The sequence below is a fragment of the Methylomagnum ishizawai genome, from assembly GCF_900155475.1.
Lineage (GTDB): Bacteria > Pseudomonadota > Gammaproteobacteria > Methylococcales > Methylococcaceae > Methylomagnum > Methylomagnum ishizawai_A.
On record NZ_FXAM01000001.1, the window covers coordinates 2,172,780 to 2,191,649 of the forward strand.

The 18,870-nt window shown below is 65.9% G+C and carries 10 protein-coding genes; 1 reads left to right on the top strand and 9 read right to left on the bottom strand.

Annotated features, from left to right (window positions below; all coding sequences use genetic code 11):
* Positions 1-102: 102 nt before the first annotated feature.
* From B9N93_RS09670 to B9N93_RS09685, 4 genes are all read right to left on the bottom strand, one after another.
* Positions 103-2,073: a PKD domain-containing protein gene (locus B9N93_RS09670; protein ID WP_085213110.1), complete on the bottom strand. Its 1,971-nt coding sequence runs from the start codon at positions 2,071-2,073 to the stop codon at positions 103-105.
* A complete protein-coding gene (locus B9N93_RS09675) occupies positions 2,070-4,904 on the bottom strand; it encodes a PKD domain-containing protein (protein ID WP_085213112.1) in 2,835 nt (944 codons plus the stop codon). The genes B9N93_RS09670 and B9N93_RS09675 overlap by 4 nt, the downstream gene beginning before the upstream one ends.
* Before the next feature lie 28 nt (positions 4,905-4,932).
* Positions 4,933-5,583, bottom strand: a complete 651-nt coding sequence (locus B9N93_RS09680) for a helix-turn-helix domain-containing protein (protein WP_085213114.1) — start codon at positions 5,581-5,583, stop codon at positions 4,933-4,935.
* Between the two features lie 269 nt (positions 5,584-5,852).
* Complete coding sequence (locus tag B9N93_RS09685; protein WP_085213116.1) at positions 5,853-6,065, bottom strand: YezD family protein; 213 nt, start codon at positions 6,063-6,065, stop codon at positions 5,853-5,855.
* Between the two features lie 466 nt (positions 6,066-6,531).
* Between B9N93_RS09685 and B9N93_RS09690 the strand changes: the two genes are divergently transcribed.
* On the top strand, positions 6,532-10,161 hold the full coding sequence (locus B9N93_RS09690; RefSeq protein ID WP_125468914.1) for a PAS domain S-box protein: 3,630 nt from the start codon (positions 6,532-6,534) through the stop codon (positions 10,159-10,161).
* Between the two features lie 7 nt (positions 10,162-10,168).
* Here the strand turns inward: B9N93_RS09690 and B9N93_RS09695 are convergent, their stop codons facing one another.
* The 5 genes from B9N93_RS09695 to B9N93_RS09715 all read right to left on the bottom strand — a co-directional run bounded on the left by B9N93_RS09695 (position 10,169) and on the right by B9N93_RS09715 (position 18,811).
* Positions 10,169-12,127 carry a bifunctional diguanylate cyclase/phosphodiesterase gene (locus B9N93_RS09695; protein WP_085213120.1) on the bottom strand — a complete coding sequence of 653 codons (1,959 nt, stop codon included), beginning with the start codon at positions 12,125-12,127 and terminating at the stop codon, positions 10,169-10,171.
* A gap of 16 nt (positions 12,128-12,143) precedes the next feature.
* Positions 12,144-12,800 carry a transglutaminase-like cysteine peptidase gene (locus B9N93_RS09700; protein WP_085213122.1) on the bottom strand — a complete coding sequence of 219 codons (657 nt, stop codon included), beginning with the start codon at positions 12,798-12,800 and terminating at the stop codon, positions 12,144-12,146.
* Between the two features lie 136 nt (positions 12,801-12,936).
* Positions 12,937-16,857: a Calx-beta domain-containing protein gene (locus B9N93_RS09705; RefSeq protein ID WP_085213124.1), complete on the bottom strand. Its 3,921-nt coding sequence runs from the start codon at positions 16,855-16,857 to the stop codon at positions 12,937-12,939.
* A gap of 287 nt (positions 16,858-17,144) precedes the next feature.
* Positions 17,145-17,555 carry a type 2 periplasmic-binding domain-containing protein gene (locus B9N93_RS09710; RefSeq protein WP_176225210.1) on the bottom strand — a complete coding sequence of 137 codons (411 nt, stop codon included), beginning with the start codon at positions 17,553-17,555 and terminating at the stop codon, positions 17,145-17,147.
* A gap of 2 nt (positions 17,556-17,557) precedes the next feature.
* A complete protein-coding gene (locus B9N93_RS09715) occupies positions 17,558-18,811 on the bottom strand; it encodes a hypothetical protein (RefSeq protein WP_085213126.1) in 1,254 nt (417 codons plus the stop codon).
* Positions 18,812-18,870 lie beyond the last annotated feature (59 nt).

An 18,870-nucleotide genomic window follows, 5' to 3' on the forward strand; every position in this document is an offset into this window, starting at 1 on the left:
TGACGTAAAAGCGTTGCGCGAACCTGTTCGATAATCCCGGCATCGCGGGGCACGGGAATGTCCCGGCCTGTATTCCCGCGTGGAATTGAAGGGCGATGTTGTTTAGCCGCCGGGTATGGCCTGCACGGAGATATTCGACACCTCGTCGCAACTCGCGGGATTTTTAATATCCTGGCACGCCTGGATCACCCCTTGCCGGGTAATATCGCGCTTGCCGGGTTTCCAAAGGTAGGTGCCTTTTTTCAGGGAAACCCGCGCCAAGGGTTTGAAACGCCGTCCGTCGGGGGAGAATCTCAAGGCCACCTTGGCTTTGTTCCCCAATTGGAAGCCGGTGATGGCGATGGTTTGGGCGCGGCCCGCCAGCCAGGTGGTCGGGGCGTTCAGGACCACGCCGGGGCCGGCTTTCACCTGGATTTCGGTCGAGGCGTCGGCTCCGAGCCCGTCGGCCACGATCAGCTTGAAGCGGTAGATGCCGGGGGCGGCGGCGGTGAAACGGGCCACGGCGGCATCGGCGGGATCGGGCCGGGCCGTGGTCGGGCCCGCGAGCGGAATCCAGGCGTAGACCAGGGCGTCGCCGTCGGGATCGCTGCTGCCGCTGCCGTCCAGCACCACGGCGGCTCCTTGGCCGACACGGGCGTCGGCGCTGGCCCGCGCCACCGGGGCGTGGTTGGGGTCCACCGTGATGGTGGCGGTGGCGCTGGCGCTGGCCCCGTGGTTGTCGATGACGGTGAGCTTGAAGACGTAAGCGCCCACCACCTCGGCTTTGAACCGGGCGCTGGCGCTATCGGCCCCGTTCAAGACCGGCGTGGCCGGTCCCGAAACCCATTCCCAGCGGTAGGCCAGGCTGTCGCCCGCGTCGGGGTCGGTGCTGGTGCCGCCGTCCAATGTGACCAGGGTGCCGGTGTTGACCGTGGCCTGGGCGGGGGTGGCGTTTGCCACCGGCGGATGGTTGACCGGGGGCGTGAGGGTCACGGTGACGCTGGCCGAGGCGCTGGCCCCGTGGTTGTCGGTGACGGTCAGGCTGAAGCTGTAATCGCCGATGGCCGTGGCCTTGAAGCTGGCGGTGGCGGTGTCCGCCCCACCCAGGTTGACCGTGGCGGGACCGCCGGTCTGGGTCCAGGCATAGCTCAGGGTGTTGTTGCGGTCGGGGTCGGTGCTGGCGCTGCCGTCCAGGGCGACCGGGGTGCCGGTGACCGCCGTGTCGGGGGCCGCGATCTTGGGTTCGGGCGGGTGGTTGGTCGGCGGGGGCGGGGGTTCGCCGCCCGCCGGGACGTAGACCAATTGTCCGGCCTGGGTCAGTTGGATGGTGCCGAGCGGGGTGATGGCGTTGGGGTTGCCGGGTTGGAGCGAGGGATTGGTGATCCAGAACACCTGGCCCTCGGTGCCCGCGCCCGCGATGGCGGTGTTGCCGGTGCCGTCGGCGTTGCCCACGACGATCCCGGAACCGCCCAGATTGTTCCATGAGGCGGCATCCCAGGCGGCGGCGTCGTCCGGGCCGATCAGGACGGTGTCCGTGCCCGCGGTGGGGGTGGCTCCCGCCGCGGCCAGGGCGGTGTTCACCGCGTTCCAATAGGACTGGACGCCGTTGTTCAGGGTGTTGTTGAGGTCGTTGACATCGGTGCTGAAGATGTCGGCCGCCGTGCCGGACGCGACCAGGCCCCATTGCGCGTTGCCGTCGATGGAATCGTCGAAGGGCAGTTCCACGCCGTTCTGGTCGAGGTTGGCCTTGCCGTTGTCCGGGTTCTGGTAGAGGGCGTAGGCGGCGACCAGGTTGAAGGTCAGCGGGTCTTGGCTGATGGCGAGGTAGTTGGGATCGGCGGACAGGTCGAACTGGGGGACCGCGTTGCCTTGCACCAAATCGGAATAGCGCCAATGGGTATTGACCAGCAGGGTTTTGCCTTGGTTGGGGGAAGCGCCGGCGGCGGTATCGACGATGACCACCAGCGTATCGCCCGGACTCGGGATGCCGGAACCGCCGAGGGTGACGCCATCGTTCAAGGTGCTGGCCGTCGCGGTCCCGGCCAGGGTCCAGCAGAACGCGCCGGTCAGGAGTCCGGTCCAGTGGTATTTCATGGGTGGGCCGCCGCGACTTCGATGTCCACGCTGTCGCAGACGGGTTGCTTGGCACCGGGCGGGGCGCAGACCTGGAGGATGCCCTGGGCGGCGATGTGCTGTTTGGCCGGTTTCCAGCGGTAGCGGCCTTTGGCCACGGTGGCGCTGCCCAGCACTTGGAAACGTCCGCCGTTCTTGGAGAAACGCAGCTTAGCCTTGGTTTGGCCCTTGAGGCCCAGTCCTTGGAACGTCACGGTCTGGGCTTGGCCGACCCGCCAGACCGTGGGCACCTGGGTGAAGGCGATGCCCGGCCCCGGCAGGGTCGCCGTGACTTGCACGCTGGCCTCGGAGGCCAGCCCCGCGCTGTCGGTGACGGCCAGCTTGAAGGCATAGGTGCCCGCGCCACCCGCGATGAAGATGGGCCGGTCGGTGTCGGCGCTGCTCAGGGTGGTGGCCGGTCCCGACACCTGGGTCCAGCGGTAGGCGAGGTGGTCGCCCGTGTCCGGGTCGGCGCTGGCGCTGCCGTCCAGGGCCACCACCGCGCCGACCTCGACCGTTGTCGGGGCGGTCGCGGCTGCGGTCGGGGCGTGGTTGACCGGGGTGTCCACCGTGACCTTGACCGTGGCTAGCGCGGCCAGTCCTTGCGGATCGGCGACAGCGAGTTGAAAGACATAATCGCCCGGCTGCGTGGCGCCGAAGCTGGCGGTGGCGGCATCGGCCCCGCCCAGGTTCACGGCCACCGGGCCGGAGAGTTGGCTCCAGTGGTAGCTGAGGTTATCGCCTTCGGGATCGGCGCTGGCCTCGCCGTTCAAGGCCACCACTGCGCCGGGGTTCACGGTTTGGTCCGGGCCGGGATGGGCGCTGGGCGCTTGGTTGCGGTGCTTGACCTGGATATCCACCGTCGCGGCCGCGCTGGGCGCGCTATCGGCATCGGTTACGACCAGGGAGAAGCGATAGGTTTGGTCGCCCAGCGCGGTCGGGGCGGTGAAGCTGGGTTTTTGCGCGGTGGGATCGCTGAGGCTGATCCCGTCCGGGGCGGTCCAGCGATAGGCCAGGGTGGCGGCCTGGCCGCTGTCGGGATCGCTGCTGGCGGAGCCGTCCAGGGTCACGCGCTCGCCTTCGTCCACGGTCTGGGTGCCGCCGGCGTTGGCGGTGGGGGCGCGGTTGCGGTGTTTGACGGCGATGTCCACGCTGGCGGGGGCGCTGGCCGCGCCTTGGCGGTCGGTGACGACCAGGGTGAAGCGGTAACTGGCGTCGGCGTTGCCGGTCGGGGCGGTAAAGCTGGGTTTCTGCGCCGTGGGGTCGCCGAGGCTTAGTCCTGCCGGGGCGGTCCATTGATAGGTCAGGGTGGCGGTCTGGCCGGTGTCGGGGTCGCTGCTGGCGGAGCCGTCCAGGGTCACGCTATCGCCTTCGTTGACGCTCTGGGCGCTGCCGGCGTTGGCGGTGGGGGCGCGGTTGATATGGCGCACCAGGACCGCCACCGTGGCCGGGGCGCTGGCCGCGCCTTGGCTGTCGGTGACGACCAGGGTGAAGTTATAGGTCCGGTCGGCGTCGGCGGTCGGGGCGGTGAAGCTGGGTTGCTGCGCCGTGGGGTCGCTGAGGGTTATTCCCGCTGGGGCGGTCCATTGATAGGTCAGGGTCGCGGTCTGGCCGGGGTCCGGGTCGCTGCTGCCGGAGCCATCCAGGGTCACGCTATCGCCTTCCTTCGCCACTGCGGGCTGGGCGATCTGGGCGGTGGGCGCGTGGTTGCTGAGGTGCTGGACGGTGATGGCGACCGTGGCCGGGGCGCTGGCGGTGCCGGCGGGATCGGTCACGACCAGGGTGAAGGTGTAGACCCGGTCGGCCTCGGCCACCGGGGCGGTGAAGCGGGGTTTTGGGGCGGTGGGATCGCTGAGGGCGATGCCGTCCGGGGCGGTCCATTGATAGCCGAGCTGGGCCGTCTGGCCGCTGTCGGGGTCGCTGCTGGCCGAGCCGTCCAGGGTCACGTCCGCGCCTTCGTCCACCGTTTGCGCGGGGCCGGCGTCGGCGGTGGGGGCGTGGTTGGCACCGGCGGCGGAATAGCTCAGGACGCCCGCCGCCGAGAGTTGCAGCGTGCCCAGCACGGCGACCGCGTTGGGATGGCCGGGGTCGAGCGAGGGGTTGGTGATCCAATACAGCTTGGCGATATCGCCGACGCCGTTGACGGTGCTGGCGTCGGGGGTCAGTCCCAGTCCCGTGCCGCCGAAATTGCCGCTCCAACTGGCTCCCCAATCGGCGGCGTCGCCCGAATCGACCAGGACCGTGTCCGGTCCCGAGTTCTCGGTGGCCCCGACCCCGGCCAGATCGGCGTTTACGTTGTTCCAATAGGTCTGGACACCGCTCAGCAGTGAATTGTTGAGATCGTTGACATCGTGGCTGAACGCGGCTTCGTCGTGGCCGCTGGCGACGACGCCCCAGGGTGCGTTGTTCGGCACCCCGTCGTCGAAGGGGAAGGTGGCACCGTCCCGGTCGAGGTTGGCCTTGCCGCTGTCGGGGTCCAGGTAGAGTCCATACGCCCCCACCACGTTGTATTGCAGGGCGTCGCCCTGGATGGCCTGGAAATCCGGGTGGGCCGCCAGGTCCAGCGGGATCACGGCCACGCCGTTCACCAAGTCGGCGTAGCTCCAGCGGGTGTTCACCAACAGGGTCTTGCCCGCGTTGGGGGAATCGCCGGGCCCGGCGTCGAAAATCGCCAACAACACCGTGCCGGGGCTGGGGGTGTCGGGGTTGGGGTTGCCGAACACGCCCAGGCCCAGGCCGTCGTTCAGGGTGTTGGCGGTCGCGCCCTGGCCGAACGCCACGCATCCGGCCAAGGCCCAAGCCTGCAAATTCATCGGGCGCACTGTGTTTCCTGAGGGTCGTTCATACGGGGGGTAGGGGGCGGTAGCGGGGTTCGGCATAGGCCATGACCAGATAGAACCGCGTCTCGGTCGGGCCGGGATTGCGATAGCTGCGCGGCAGGTCCGCCGCGAAGCAGATCGCGTCGCCGGCCGAGAGCGGATACCGCTTTTGTTCGATGAGCAATTCCAATTGGCCCTGGCAGACCACCAGATTGGCCCTGGAACCCTGGGGATGGGGTTCCGCCGCTTCGCTGGCCCAGGCGTCCAGGGTCGATTCGTAGAACTCGACCTTGCCGGCCATGTCCGGGGTGAACAGCGCCTGCGAGCGCAGCCATCCCGAAGGCGAGGACACGATGCGGGCCTGGCCGGCGGCGATGGTGCGCGGGCCTTCCTGCATGTCGCGGTTGAGCAGGGCGGAGATCGGCACGTCCAGGGCGCGGGCGATCTTCCACAGCACGGTGATGGTGGGGACGCTGCGGCTCAGTTCGATCTGGCCCAGCATGGCCCGGCTCACCTTGGCGAGCCGCCCGAACTGCTCCAGGGACCAGCCCCGTTGCTTGCGGAAGCGGCGTAGGTTGTCGCCGATTACCCCGGCGAGTTCGGTTTCCTGGCCGGCCACCGCGGCGGGAGGAGTCCGCGCCGGGGTGGTCGGCCCTATGGCTGCGGCTTTCATCAAGTCCGCCTCCCGCCGCCGGTAAGCGTCGGCATCGGGCTGGAGCCGGGAGAAGTGGGGGTGGGGGTTTGCATGGGGAGGCTCCTGAAGCGGGGGGGACGGTACGGACTACTGGGCAGACAGCGTGCCAAAATAAAAAGGCTTTGATAACAGAGGCTTGCGAGGCTTTGCCGGAGGAACGCTGTTGTCCTGGCAGCAGGGTTCTGTTGATCCGCTGTTGAGCTGGGAACAGTGGCGGGCGGGGCCGGGCGACAGCGCGGAGGCGGGGGTTATGTCGGGGACGGCGCGATTTTCGGACCCAGGCCGGAAACGGCGTCGCGGCCTGGATAGAGCCGTTGCCTGCGTTCGATTTGGACCACCCGGCCTTCGTGGACGACCACTTCGAGGGTGCCGGAATCGATGCCGCGCAGGGCGTGCTGTAGATGGTCGAACAGGGTGTCCTGGGTCGGCCTGTAGGGATGGGACGGGGGTTTGGATGCCATGGGGGAATACTCCGATGATGGGATGGATCGGCGGTCATCATGGCAAAGCCCATAGCCTGCTGGAAAGAATAATTCGGCGCTTATTTATTCCGGCGGGATGGGATAATAAATCCCTTTATCGGCTGGGCGGAGATAGGGTGTATAAATCCGGTATCCAGGATATTTTTCCGTGTTAAAAGAAAATTATCGGCGGGGCGGGCTGGAACGGCTCCCCGGCTTCCGGTGCAAGCCAAGCGGGGGGTTTGACTTGGGCGGGGTGCCTGATCCCGCCAGCATTCCGTGGTCATCTCGCCTATGCTGGAAGCCAGGGGCACCCAATGCAATCGCATGGGTGGCATGGGCTGGCGGGGCCGTAGGCCAGCAAAAGGTGGGCGGTGCCGTCCTGCGAAGCCTTACGCCATGGCAGGACTGGCGGTATCCGGGGGGGTCGCCGCACTGGATCAACAATAATCTCCGGGACCGAGAGATGTCAGACCCGATTTTCAATCCGTTCTCCCTGGGTGGCTTCATACCGCATGGCTATTGCTTAAACTGGTCGCCGTGGCTGCTATGGACCATGGCGTTGAGCGACGCCGTTATTTTCGTCTCCTATCTGTCCCTGCCGGTCGCCCTGGGTTATTTCGCCCGGCACCGCGCCGATTTCCCCTATACACGGCTACTTTGGCTATTCGTGGCGTTCATTCTGGCTTGCGGCATGACCCATCTGATGGGGGCGGTCGTTTTGTGGAAGCCGTTCTACTGGCTGGATGCTTTATTCCGGGCCATCACCGCCGTGGTTTCCGCCTTGACGGCCGGGATGCTGTGGCCCTTGATGCCGCAACTGCTCAAGTTTCCCAGCCGCTTCGCCCTCCAGGAGGCCAACGAGCGGCTCCGGCGGGAAGTCGCCGAACGGGGCCGGGCCGAGGCGGCCTTGAGGGAGGCCAAGGCGCTGCTGGAGCGCGGCCTCGCGGCGGAGCGCATGCGGATGGCCGCCATCGTCGAATCCTCCGGCGACGCCATCATCGGCATCGACCTGGACGGGGCCATCACCAGTTGGAATGCCGCCGCCGAAAGGATTTTCGGCTATGCCGCCGGGGAGGCCATCGGCCAGCCGTTCCAGATGATGGTTCCCCCCGAATGGGCCGACTGGGACGGCGAGACCACGCGGCGCATCCTCGCCGGGGAAACCATCCAGAATTTCGAGACCGCGCTGCTGCATAAAAGCGGGCGCCGGATCGAGATTTCCAAGACCCTCTCGCCGATCCGGGACGGCCAGGGGCAGGTGGTCGGACTCTCCCGCATCCTCCGCGATATCACCGAGCGTAAGCGGGCCGAGGCGGCGCTGGCCGAGAGCGAGGCGCTGCTGCGCCTGTTCATCGAGCATAGCCCGGTCGCCCTGGCGATGTTCGACCGCGAATTGCGCTATATCGCCGCCAGCCAGCGCTGGATAGCGGATTACGATTTGGGGGGGCGGGACATCATGGGCCGGTCCCACTACGAAATCTTCCCGGACCTTCCCGAGCACTGGAAGGCCGCCCATCGCCGCGGTTTGGCGGGCGAGGTGGTCCGTATCGACGAGGACCGTTTTTTGCGCCGGGACGGCAAGACGCTGTGGTCCTGCTGGGAAGTCCGGCCCTGGAGCCGGAGCAGCGGCGCGACGGCGGGCATCATCATCTTCAGCGATGACATCACCGACCGGAAACTCGCGGAGGAGTCTTTGCGGGCGAGCCAGCGCAAGTTATTGCAGGCCCAGTACATCGCGGGGATGGGCGATTTCGAGTGGGATATCGGCAGCAACGAGATCGCCTGGTCGGATGGCATGTACCACCTGCTGGGCTACGATCCCGGCGAAGCCATCGACTACGCCAAGGTCAACGCCAGTATCCACCATCCCGACGACTTGGCGCGGGTGACGCGCTGGTTGTACGAGGGCATTGCTTTCGGCGTGGACGCCCTCGCCCCCCATGAACACCGCCTGATCCGCAAGGATGGGACGGTCATCCATGTCCAGGCCAATGGCTGGATCGTCCGGCAGGACGGCAAGGCCGCCAAACTGTACGGCACCTGCCTCGACATCACCGGGCGCAAGCAGGCCGAGGAAGGGCTGCGGAAGCTGTCCTTGGCGGTGGAACAAAGTCCCGCCAGCGTGGTGATTACCAACACCCGCGCCGAGATCGAGTACGTCAACGAAGCCTTCGTCAAGGTGACCGGCTATGCCCGCGAGGAAGCCCTGGGCCAAAACCCGCGCATCCTCCAGTCGGGCAAGACGCCCCGCGCGCATTTCGAGGCGCTGTGGAAAGTGCTGCGCCAAGGCCGGTCCTGGCACGGGGAATTCGTCAACAAGCGCAAGGATGGCGTCGAATACACCGAAACGGTGGTCATCGCGCCCCTCCGTCAAGCCGACGGGGAGATCACCCATTATGTGGCGGTCAAGGAGGATATCACCGACAAAAAACGCGCCCTCGACGAGCTGGAACGCTATCGCTGCAAGCTGGAGGAACTTGTTTCCGAGCGGACCGCGCAGCTCGAAGAGGCGCGGCGGCAGGCCGAAGTCGCCAACCAGGCCAAGAGCGTGTTCCTGGCCAACATGAGCCACGAAATCCGCACGCCCTTGAACGCCATCCTGGGCCTGGTCCATACCTTGCGGCGCGATCAGCCCACGCCCGGGCAGGCCGAACGGCTGGGCAAGGTCGATGCCGCCTCCCGCCATCTGCTCGGCGTCATCAACGATATCCTCGACATTTCCAAGATCGAGGCGGGCCGCTTGCAACTGGAGAAGGTCGATTTCCCCCTGGGGGCCATCCTGGAGCATGTGCGCTCCTTGATCGCCGAGCAAGCGCGGGCCAAGGGGCTGGATTTGAAGATGGATGGCGACAGCGTGCCGTTGTGGTTGGTGGGCGATCCGACCCGGCTGCGCCAAGCCCTGCTCAACTACGCCGGGAACGCGGTCAAATTCACCGAGACGGGTTCCATCGCCCTGCGGGCCGTCCTCCTGGAGCAGGACGCCCAGGATTTGCTGGTGCGCTTCGAGGTGGAGGACACCGGCATCGGCATCGCGCCGGAGGATTTGCCCAGGTTGTTCGGCGCGTTCGAGCAGGCCGATGCCTCCACCACCCGCAAGCACGGGGGGACCGGCCTGGGGCTGGCCATCACCCAGCGCTTGGCGCAGCTGATGGGCGGCGAAGCGGGCGCGGAAAGCCTGTTGGGCCGGGGCAGCCGGTTCTGGTTCACGGCCCGGTTGGAACGGGGGCGGGAAGACGCGCCCTTGGATGCCAGGGTTTCCTGGGAGCAAGCCGAGGCCGAATTGCGGAGGAAGCACCTGGGCGCGAGATTGCTGCTGGCGGAGGACAATGCCATCAACCGCGAAGTCGCCATCGAACTGCTGCAACGCGCCGGATTGGCGGTGGATATCGCGCTCGACGGACGCCAAGCGGTGGAGAAGGCGGAGGCCTATCCCTACGACCTCATCCTCATGGATATGCAGATGCCGGAAATGGATGGCTTGGAAGCGACCCGCACGATCCGCGCCATGCCCGACCGCCGGGAGGTTCCCATCGTCGCCATGACCGCCAACGCCTTCGACGAACACCGCCGCAACTGCCTGGACGCGAAGATGAACGACTTCGTGGCCAAGCCCGTGGACCCGGAAATCCTCTACGCCATCCTGCTCAAATGGCTGCCGCCCACCGCCCCGAGGCCGGTATCCGCGCCTGCTGGCGGTGCCGTTCCGCCGGACCGGGACGGCCTGGAGCGGCGGCTCGCGGCGATTCCGGGTTTCGATGCCGGGTTCGGCTTCGCCAGCGTGCAGGGCAACATCGGTATGTATCTCCGCCTGCTGGGGATGTTCGTGCAATATCATGGCGCCGACCCGGAGCGCTGCGCCGGATATATGGCCCAGGGCGATCTCGCCGGTCTCGGGCGGCTCGCCCATACCTTGAAAGGATCGGCCGGGGCTTTGGGGGCGAAGCGGGTGCAGGAACTGGCGGGCGGCTTGAGCGAGGCCATCCGCCACGGGGTGGATAGGGCGGAAATCGGGCGGCGTTGCGCCGCGCTCGGGGATGAATTGGCTGCCTTGCTGGCGGCGTTCCAAGACGTGCTGGCGGCGCTGGAATATTGATCCGGGCCTAATCGGTTTCGCCCGGCTTGCAGATCAAATACCCCTGGATACCGTCCACCAAGATCGCCGCCAAGGCTTCCCGCTCCTCGGCGGTCTCGACGCTCATGGCGATGACCTTCATGTCGATCTCGTGGGCGGTCCGCGTCAGTTCCCGCAGGAAGAACTGGTTGTCCTGGTCGAGGTGGAGGTTGCGGACGAAGCTGCCGTCGATCTTGATATAGGCCGCGCCGATGGAATGCAGATAGGCGAAAGAGGCGAAATTGCGCCCGAAATGGTCGATGGAGAAGCGGCTGCCGAAGGGCCGCAGCCGTTGGACGAAGCGCTTGGCCGCTTCGACATCGCCCACCACGCCGTATTCGGGCACTTCGAAGGTGAGGCGCTTGGCCCGCTCGGGGAAGGCTTTCAATTGCTGGCACAGCCAGTCCACGAAACCGGCGTCGCGCAGCGAACCGGGCGTGAGGTTCACCGCGTAGGCTTTGGCGAGGCTGGGGGTTCGGCCCATCCGCTCCAACACGGCCTGGACCGCGATGCGGTCGAATTCCGGGGCCAGCCCCACCCGCTCGGCCATGGGCAGGAACGTCCCCGCCGTCAGCATCTCGCCGGACTCGCCGCGCAAGCGCAGCAGGACTTCGCGGTGCATCGCCTCGCCGGGAGCCGCGCCCAGGGGCAACACCGGCTGGAAACTGAGTTCGATCCGTTCCTCGCGCACCGAGTCCTCCAGGAATTTGCGCCAGTTCCGGGCGCCGCTGGGCACGTCTTGTGGTTGGGCCGGGCTGTGGAGGTGCCAAGCGCAGGCACCCTGGGCCTGGGCCGTGCGCAGGGCGTGGTCGGCGTGGCCCAGCAGTTCCGAGGCCGTTTGCCCGGTGGCGTACATCGCCACGCCGATATGGCCCAGACTCTGGCCGTCCAGTCCGCCCTGGTCGCGCAATTGCACCAAGCCCGCGGCCAGGCGTTGGGCCAGGGCTTCCACCGTTTCCTTCTGGCCATGCGTCACGATCACGCCGAAACTGCCCCCGGCCAGGCGGGCCAAGAGGCAGCCGGTTTCCGCGGGGCAGGCTGCGCGGATCGATGCCGCCGCCTTCCTGAGCAGTTCGTCGCCGCTGACATAGCCGTGGCGATTGTTGAACTCCTTGAAATCCGCCAGTTCCATCAGCAACAACGCGCCGCCCGCGAATTCGTCGGGGTATTGGATCAACTGCCCGAGTTGGGCATCGAAATAGCGGCGGTTGCCGAGTCCGGTCACTTCGTCCACATAGACCTGGGCACGCAGGGCGTCGGCGATGGCCGATTGGTCCGCGAACGCCTGCTTCACCCGCGCCGACATGCGGTTCATGGCCAGCACCATGTGGCGTAGTTCCCGCGTCTTAGGAATATCGTCCTGGATCGGATAGCGCCCGTCGCAAATGGCCTCGGCCTGCGCTTCCACCGAGCGCAGGCGTTTGAGGATGATATGGATCAGTCCCAGGCCCAGCCCCAGGGCGGCGGCGGTGCAGGCTGACAGCCACAGCAGGGTGTCGGCGCTGGTGCGCCAGAGTTCGGCATAGGCGAGGCCGGGATGGCTGGTCACCCGGAGCGTGCCCAGTTCCATCCAGCCATCGACCAGCAGTGCCGTGCCGGGCGGTGTTTCCAGGGGAGTCAGCTCGACGAACCAAGCCGGCACCCCGGCGATGCCCGCCGGGTTGTTGCGTTCCAGCAGCCGCTGGCCGTCCACGCCCTCGATCACCAATTCGCGGTAATAACCCCGGTCGAAGATGGCATCCACCATGGAGCGCGTGGTGGTCGTGTCCTTCCGCGCCAGGACCGGCGACAAAGACAGGCCCAGCGCGGTCGCGGTGTCCTGGGCGTGGGATTCCAGTTGCCGGGCCAGGTAATGGCGGGCGTTTTCGAGGCTGATGGCGAAGGTTCCCATGAAGATGAAAACGAACGACACCAGGATGATGAACACCATCTGCCGGGATAAAGTCATGGCTTGTTCTCGTCGGTCATCGGGGTTGGCCGGGCGGCACGCCCATCCGCGCCAGCAAGCCGCGCCACAGTCCGATCCGTTCGGGGCCGCCGACCCGTTCCTTCGCCAGCCACAGGCCCTGGACGTTGAAACTATAGATCGGTTGGAGGTCGGTTCTTTGGGTGGCGGGTTTGATGGCCGGGTCCAGGTTGTCCAGCACCCAGGGCACGGCACCGGGCGTGGCGGTATAGGTCAGCACCATATGGGCCTGGTCGAGCTTCAGCGCCTTGACGTAGACCAAGCGCAGCCGCTCTTCCGGCACCCCGAGCGATCTTAGGGTGAAGTATTTGGCGATGGAGAAATCCTCGCAATCGCCGCCGTTGGTGGCGAGCGTCTCGACCGGCGTGGCCCAGTAATCGGCCTGGCCCCAGTGTTCGTCGTCGCCCACGAATTCGAGGCGGTTGAAGAAGGCGTTGACCTGGGCGATTTGCTCCGGCTCGGGCTTGCCCTGGTTCTGGGCGATCAAGCCCAGCCAAGCGTCGACCCGGCCACGGGCTTCCGGGCCGTAGCGTTTCCCGACCTCGGCCAGGAGACCCTGGGCCGTTCCGAGCCAGTCGGGTGGGGTGGCCGCGAATCCGGCGGTGATCAGCAAAAACAGGCAACCGATAAGCGCGGTGGTTTTGGATGGGGTCATGTATTTCCGGCGCTTAAGGGCCATGACAATCGAAATACACCGCGCATGGCCCTCAAGCCGGGACCGCCGTCCGCGCCCTGGGCACGGACGGCGGTTCCTACGATAACACCGCGGCCTTGGGCGGCGGTGTCCCGCCTCAATCGTCGTTGATGATGCTGCCGGTGGCCGTGGCGATTTTCAGGATGTAGGGCGAGGGCGAGGAGAGGTTGCCCAAGATCAAGCCGAGGGTCTCGGTCGCCTCCCTGACATTATCGCCGATCACCGGGACCAGGATGGTTTGGGTGAGTTGCCCAGGCTGGAAGCTGAGGGTGCCCGAGGTGGCGGTGTAGTCGGAATCCGCCGTCGCGGTGCCATCCTGGGTGGCGTAATCGACCGTGATGGTTTCGGTCGGGGCTTTGCTCAGGGTGACTTTGAACGGCAGGGAACTGGTGGTGCCGTCCATGCCTTCCTTGACCGAGCCATTGGCCACGATGAGGGTCGGGTTGATGAAGTTCGCGATGCTGCCCTTGCCCACGGCGGTTCTGAGGATGTAGGGCGAGGATGGGTTGCCGAGGGCCAGGGTGAAGGTTTCCGCCGCCTCCGCGATATTATCGCCGATCACCTCGACCAGGATCGTCTGGGTCAGTTGGCCGGCCTCGAAGGTCAGGGTGCCGGATTGCGCGACGTAGTCCTGCCCCGCCACTGCGGTGCCGTCCTGGGTGGCGTAATCGACCGTGATGGCCTGGGTCGGGGCCTTGCTCAGGGTGATTTTGAACGGCAGGGTGCTGGTGGTGCCGGCGTAGCTTTCGCTGGCCGCGCCGTTGGAGACGCTGACGGTGGGGTTGATGAAGTTCGCGATGCTGCCCTTGCCCACGGCGGTTCTGAGGATGTAGGGCGAGGATGGGTTGCCGAGGGCCAGGGTGAAGGTTTCCGTCGCCTCCGCGATATTATCGCCGATCACCTCGACCAGGACCGTCTGGGTCAGTTGGCCGGCTTCGAAGGTCAGGGTGCCGGATTGCGCGACGTAGTCCTGCCCCGCCACTGCGGTGCCGTCCTGGGTGGCGTAATCGACCGTGATGGCCTGGGTCGGGGCCTTGCTCAGGGTGATTTTGAACGGCAGGGTGCTGGTGGTGCCGGCGTAGCTTTCACTGGCCGCGCCGTTGGAGACGCTGATGGTGGGATTGACGAAGTTCGCGATGCTGCCGGTGGCCGTGGCGGGTTTGAGGAGGTAGGGCGAGGATGGGTTGCCGAGGGCCAGGGTGAAGGTTTCCGTCGCCTCCGCGATATTGTCGCCGATCACCGTGACCAGGACCGTCTGGGTCAGTTGGCCGGCCTCGAAGGTCAGGGTGCCGGATTGCGCGACGTAGTCCTGCCCCGCCACCGCGGTGCCGTCCTGGGTGGCGTAATCGACCGTGATGGCCTGGGTCGGGGCCTTGCTCAGGGTGATTTTGAACGGCAGGGTGCTGGTGGTGCCGGCGTAGCTTTCGCTGACCGCGCCGTTGGCGATGCCGAGGGTGGGGTTGACGAAGTTCAGGATGCTGCCGGTCACGCTGGGAGTCCTGGCCGTATAGGCCGCATAGCTGCCGACCGGGTTGCTGAGCAGCAATTGGAAGGTTTCCGTGGGTTCGACCAGGGCGTCGCCGAGGATCGCGATTTGCACGGTCTGGGTGGTCTGGTTCGGGGCGAAGGTCAGGGTGCCGGATTGGGCGATATAGTCTTGCCCCGCCGTCGCGGTGCCGTCCTGGGTGGCGAAATCGACGGTGGTGGGGGCCGTGGAGGGGACGCTCAGGGTGACTTTGAAGGCCATGTAATTGGTGGTGCCGGTCGGTCCTTCGGTCAGCGACGCGGCGGTGGCGATGAACGTGCTGGCGACCGCGAAGTTGGTGATGCTGCCGGTGCCGGGGTTGGTCTTGAAGGTATAGCCCGCGCTCGGGTTGCTCAGCACTAGGCTGAGGGTTTCGGTCGGTTCCTGCACGCTGTCGCCGAGGACTTGGACCCGCACCGTCTGCGTGATCTGTCCGGGGAGGAAGGTCAGGGTGCCGGACTGGGCGACGTAGTCGGAACCCGCCGTCGCGCTGCCGTCCTGGGTGGTGTAATCGACGGTCACGGTCTGGGTGGCCTTGGCGCTGAGGCTGACCGGGAACGACAGGTAGCTGGGGGTCGCCCTGGTTTCCGCGACCTGGGCGTTGCCGACGCTGATCCCGGAGAAGCCCGCCTGGGTGAGGGTCGCGATGGCTTGGTTGTCCGCGCCGACCGTGAGCTTGGCGGTGCGGGCGACGAAGCCGGGATTCGGTTCGATTTGGTATTCCACCGTGCCGCTGCCCTGGCCGCTGGCACCGCTCGACACGGTCAGCCAGGGCGAATCGCTGGCGACGGTCCAGGCGCATTGGCTGGGCGCGGCGATGTTCAGGACCGGCCCGGTGCCGCCTTCTGGCTGTACGCTCGGGTCGGCGGGCGTCACGGAGACCTTGCAACTCGTGGAGACCCGGAAGTTCGCTACGGTGTAGGCGGTGTCGTTGAGGACGCGGGCGTTGTCGGCGTCGCAGTCGGGATTGCTCGGATTGCCGAACTGGCAGGAAGTGTTGGTGCCTTCCGCCGCGCCCAGCGGCTTGTTGCTGTAGGTCTTGAGCGGGTTGGACCAATAGGGCAGGCGGGTGCAATTGAAGCCGCTGTTGGCGCATTCGTTGTTATACGCCATCACGGTGCGCCAACGGCCCTCGGGGTTCACGTAGCCTTTGTTGTAGGTGTAGGGCGAATTCTTGGAGGTGTCCACGAACCAGTCGTGGGTGGCTCCCATGATGTGGCCGAGTTCATGGCCGAAGGAATAGTAGCCGGTGGCGCAATCCTGGCTCACCAGGGCATAGGCGTATTCGCTGAAGCCGGTGGAAACCGAACTCATTTGCCAGGACATCCCGCAATAGGCGGTGTTGGCGACCAGCAGCACGGTCGCGTCGGCGTTGTAGGTATCGCGCAGGATGGGGACGTTGTCGAGGTATTGGTCGGTCTTGTTGCTGAGGCGGTAGAGGGTGTTGACCCAATCGAAACCGGTCTCGTCGTAGACGATTTCTTCGGCGTGGGCTAGCTTGATCCGCTGGTTGATCCCGCTGTTGGCGTAGTTGGTGTTGGTTTCGCTGATGGCCAGGTCGATCAGGGCCTGCATGGCCAGGTCGCCGCCGGCCGCCTGTTTCGCCGCCGCGTCATAGACCACCAGCACGTCGATCTGCGAGCCGTCGTCGCTGGGTGGGGCAGTCTCGTCGGCGGACGGCGCGGCGATGCCCGTCCGCGCCTGGTCCCGCGCCGGCTTGGGCTGGGTTTCTGGCAGGGTGACGGGGAGCGGGTCGCCTTCGGGGGGCAGGCTGGATTGGTCGATTTCGCGGATGCTGTGTAGTCCGTTGCCGACGTAGCGGATTTGGTAGGCACCGCCCGGATGGACCACGTTGGCCATCATCACATCGCCCTCGACCACCATGTTCACCGTGCTGAGCTGGATACCGCTCAAGCGGCCCACATAGGCCGTCTTATCCGGCCCAAGTTTGTCCACCTGCTTGATCTTGGCTTTGAAGGCGGCGTCGTTGAACAGGTTCAGGGGCAGGCTGTCGCCCTGTTTGAGCTGGGCCGCGTTCAGCCCTTGGAGATTGACCCGGACATGGCGGGTGCGGGTGGCTTCCCTGGGGGAGGCCAGGGCGCTGCGGGCCGTTTTATCGGCCACGTCGCTGAATAATTCCAGCCCAACTTCCCTGCCGCCCGCCGCCGACGAGGGCAGTTGATTGATCCTGTCGAACACGGCCCGCTGCCAGGGTTCTTCGAGCGCCCAGGAAGCCAGGACGCCGACGAGGGCACCCGTGGCGGCCCAGTATAAGGGCGCGAACCTGCCCGCCGCGTCCTGGGGCCGCCCACGGCGGTAAGCCAACCAGCACAACAGGAACGCCCCGGCGGAAAGGGCGGTTATCCCAAGCGCCAACAGCCAATCCGGCAAGGTATATGCCCAGGGGAGGTCCGTGGCCGGAGTCTCGGCTATAGCAGCGCCATGCGTTACGGCCATCGCCAGGATAGCCGCGATCCGGGTCAAGATTTTCATGGTCAATTCCTTAATAGTTAGAACTGTACTGTTTAGTGTAGCTCATGTTACGCGGTTTCATGGGTGTGGATATGCCGGGATTTCTTGTATGGTCCGGCGCAGGACTTGGCTCGGGTGCGGGAGATATGCATCATATACGATTGGTGGAATGTTACAAACGGCGACGGCGCAAATTTTATGGACATAGCGCGGAAACCAGGGGAGAGCGCCATTTTTTCCGGCGCTGCCGAATGAATCCCGCCGCGCCTTTGATTTTTCCGACGTGGGCTGGAGAGGCCCCGACCGGGTTATCGCAACATCAACAATACCCGGACCGTCCCATCCACATGCGTGGCGTCGATATAGCCGAGCGCGTCCTGGTTTGCCCTGACGGTCTGCAACATCGCCGCGTCGTCCGGCAATTGGGGTGGGGGGGAGGATTGGCCGGTGAACAACAGCCGCGCCCAATAGGCGTCGATCTGCTCGATGGGCCGTCCGGTCAGCCTTTGGTAGAACTCGGCCCGTAGCGGCGAGGCTTGGTCGAGGGGCAGGGCGAAGTGCTGGTTGGGGAACAAACGGGTACGGCCCAGGAAAATATCCCGCGCCTCGCGCTCCGACAGCGCCGCCAAATCGTTCCCCGGATGCGCGATCACCGCCACATCGGCCAAGGCCGGCAACGCGAATCCTCCTAACAGTAAGGCGAGGAAGGATGTCTTCATGGCTAGAACACGAAATCCACGCCCACCGACCACACATTGACCTGCGTGGGGATCGGTGGCTCCGGGTTGGTCCAGTACAGCGCCCCGTCCCGGCCCAGCCAGAAATGGCTCCATTGCGCCTTGAGGGCGATGTTTTCATAGACATCCCAGCGCAGTCCCAGCGAGGCCGATTGCTGGTCGGCCTGGATGCCGTCGAGCAAGGTGTTGACATAGCTCCGCAAGGTTTCGACCGAGGCCAACGGGATCGCGGTCTTGGGCAGGGTCTTGTGGTCGTTCAGTGATTCCGCCACGCCATACAGGCCATACACGGTGACATGGCCGAAGCGGCGGCCCAGGCTCAGGTAGCCGCTCACCAGCGAGGGGAATTGCTGGATGTTGGAGGAACCGGCATAGCTGGCCTCGGTCTGGATTTGCCACAGGCCGTCGTCGTAGGCCAGCCCGACCGAGCCGTAATGGATTTGCTTGTGTTCGACCTTGAGCGTCGGGATCAGGCTTTGCGCGCCGGGCCAGAGCAGGTTCACCCAGGGGTCTTCCAGGGTTTGGTACAGGCTGCTTTGGCCCAGGTCGTTCAGGGTATCGACCTGGGCATAGCCGAGGCGGGCCCGCCAGTCGCCGGATTCGTAGGCGAGGTTGCCGCCGTAGAGGACGGTGCGCAGGCTGGCATCGCGGGTATGTTGGAGCAGCGACGACATCTGGTTGAGGCTGTAGCCGCCATAGGCCTTGACCGAGAGATAGCCCTCGCCCAAGGCGAAGCGCTGGGTGATATCCGCCCCGTTGAAATGGTAGGGCACCAGCAGGGCGTAGAACTCGTGCGGGGGCCGCATCCAGGGGTAGGCGTAGCCCAGGTTGCGGTGGTCCGAGAGCATGAAGGCGTCGGCACCGATGCGGCCCGCCCGGATATCCAGGTCGTCGCGGGGCCGCCAACGCAGGAAGGCCCATTCCAGGTTCTGCTCGAAGAAATCGCCGGCGTGGTTGCGGGCGACCCATTGCACCGTGGCGTGGAAGGCGCGGTTGAAATCCGCGTCCACCTGGAGGCCCAGGCGGGAATCGATATCGACGGTTTCGGCGTTGCCGTGATAGGTCGCGCCACCGGTTTGGGTGAAATCGCGGCGGAAGCCGATACGGTCGGTATCGGTGCCGATCACGCCGAGGGTGCCGAAGCCCTTGAAGCTGAAGGCCGGGCCGTCCGCCCAGGCAGGCGCGCCGAGCGCGGCCAGCAGGGCCAGGACGGGCGGGAGGGAAGGGAAGCGATGCATAGCTGGGCACCCCGGTTGCCCACGGGAGCTGGTTTTTTAATGGGCCTCCCGGATTCTGG

Bases quoted from the DNA above. Each gene is read 5' to 3' on its own strand.
- B9N93_RS09690 (WP_125468914.1), top strand. From the start codon at position 6,532: ATGTCAGACCCGATTTTCAATCCGTTCTCCCTGGGTGGCTTCATACCG.
- B9N93_RS09710 (WP_176225210.1), bottom strand. From the start codon at position 17,555: ATGAAGACATCCTTCCTCGCCTTACTGTTAGGAGGATTCGCGTTGCCG.
- B9N93_RS09675 (WP_085213112.1), bottom strand. From the start codon at position 4,904: ATGAATTTGCAGGCTTGGGCCTTGGCCGGATGCGTGGCGTTCGGCCAG.
- B9N93_RS09715 (WP_085213126.1), bottom strand. From the start codon at position 18,811: ATGCATCGCTTCCCTTCCCTCCCGCCCGTCCTGGCCCTGCTGGCCGCG.
- B9N93_RS09680 (WP_085213114.1), bottom strand. From the start codon at position 5,583: ATGAAAGCCGCAGCCATAGGGCCGACCACCCCGGCGCGGACTCCTCCC.
- B9N93_RS09695 (WP_085213120.1), bottom strand. From the start codon at position 12,127: ATGACTTTATCCCGGCAGATGGTGTTCATCATCCTGGTGTCGTTCGTT.
- B9N93_RS09705 (WP_085213124.1), bottom strand. From the start codon at position 16,857: ATGAAAATCTTGACCCGGATCGCGGCTATCCTGGCGATGGCCGTAACG.
- B9N93_RS09670 (WP_085213110.1), bottom strand. From the start codon at position 2,073: ATGAAATACCACTGGACCGGACTCCTGACCGGCGCGTTCTGCTGGACC.
- B9N93_RS09700 (WP_085213122.1), bottom strand. From the start codon at position 12,800: ATGACCCCATCCAAAACCACCGCGCTTATCGGTTGCCTGTTTTTGCTG.
- B9N93_RS09685 (WP_085213116.1), bottom strand. From the start codon at position 6,065: ATGGCATCCAAACCCCCGTCCCATCCCTACAGGCCGACCCAGGACACC.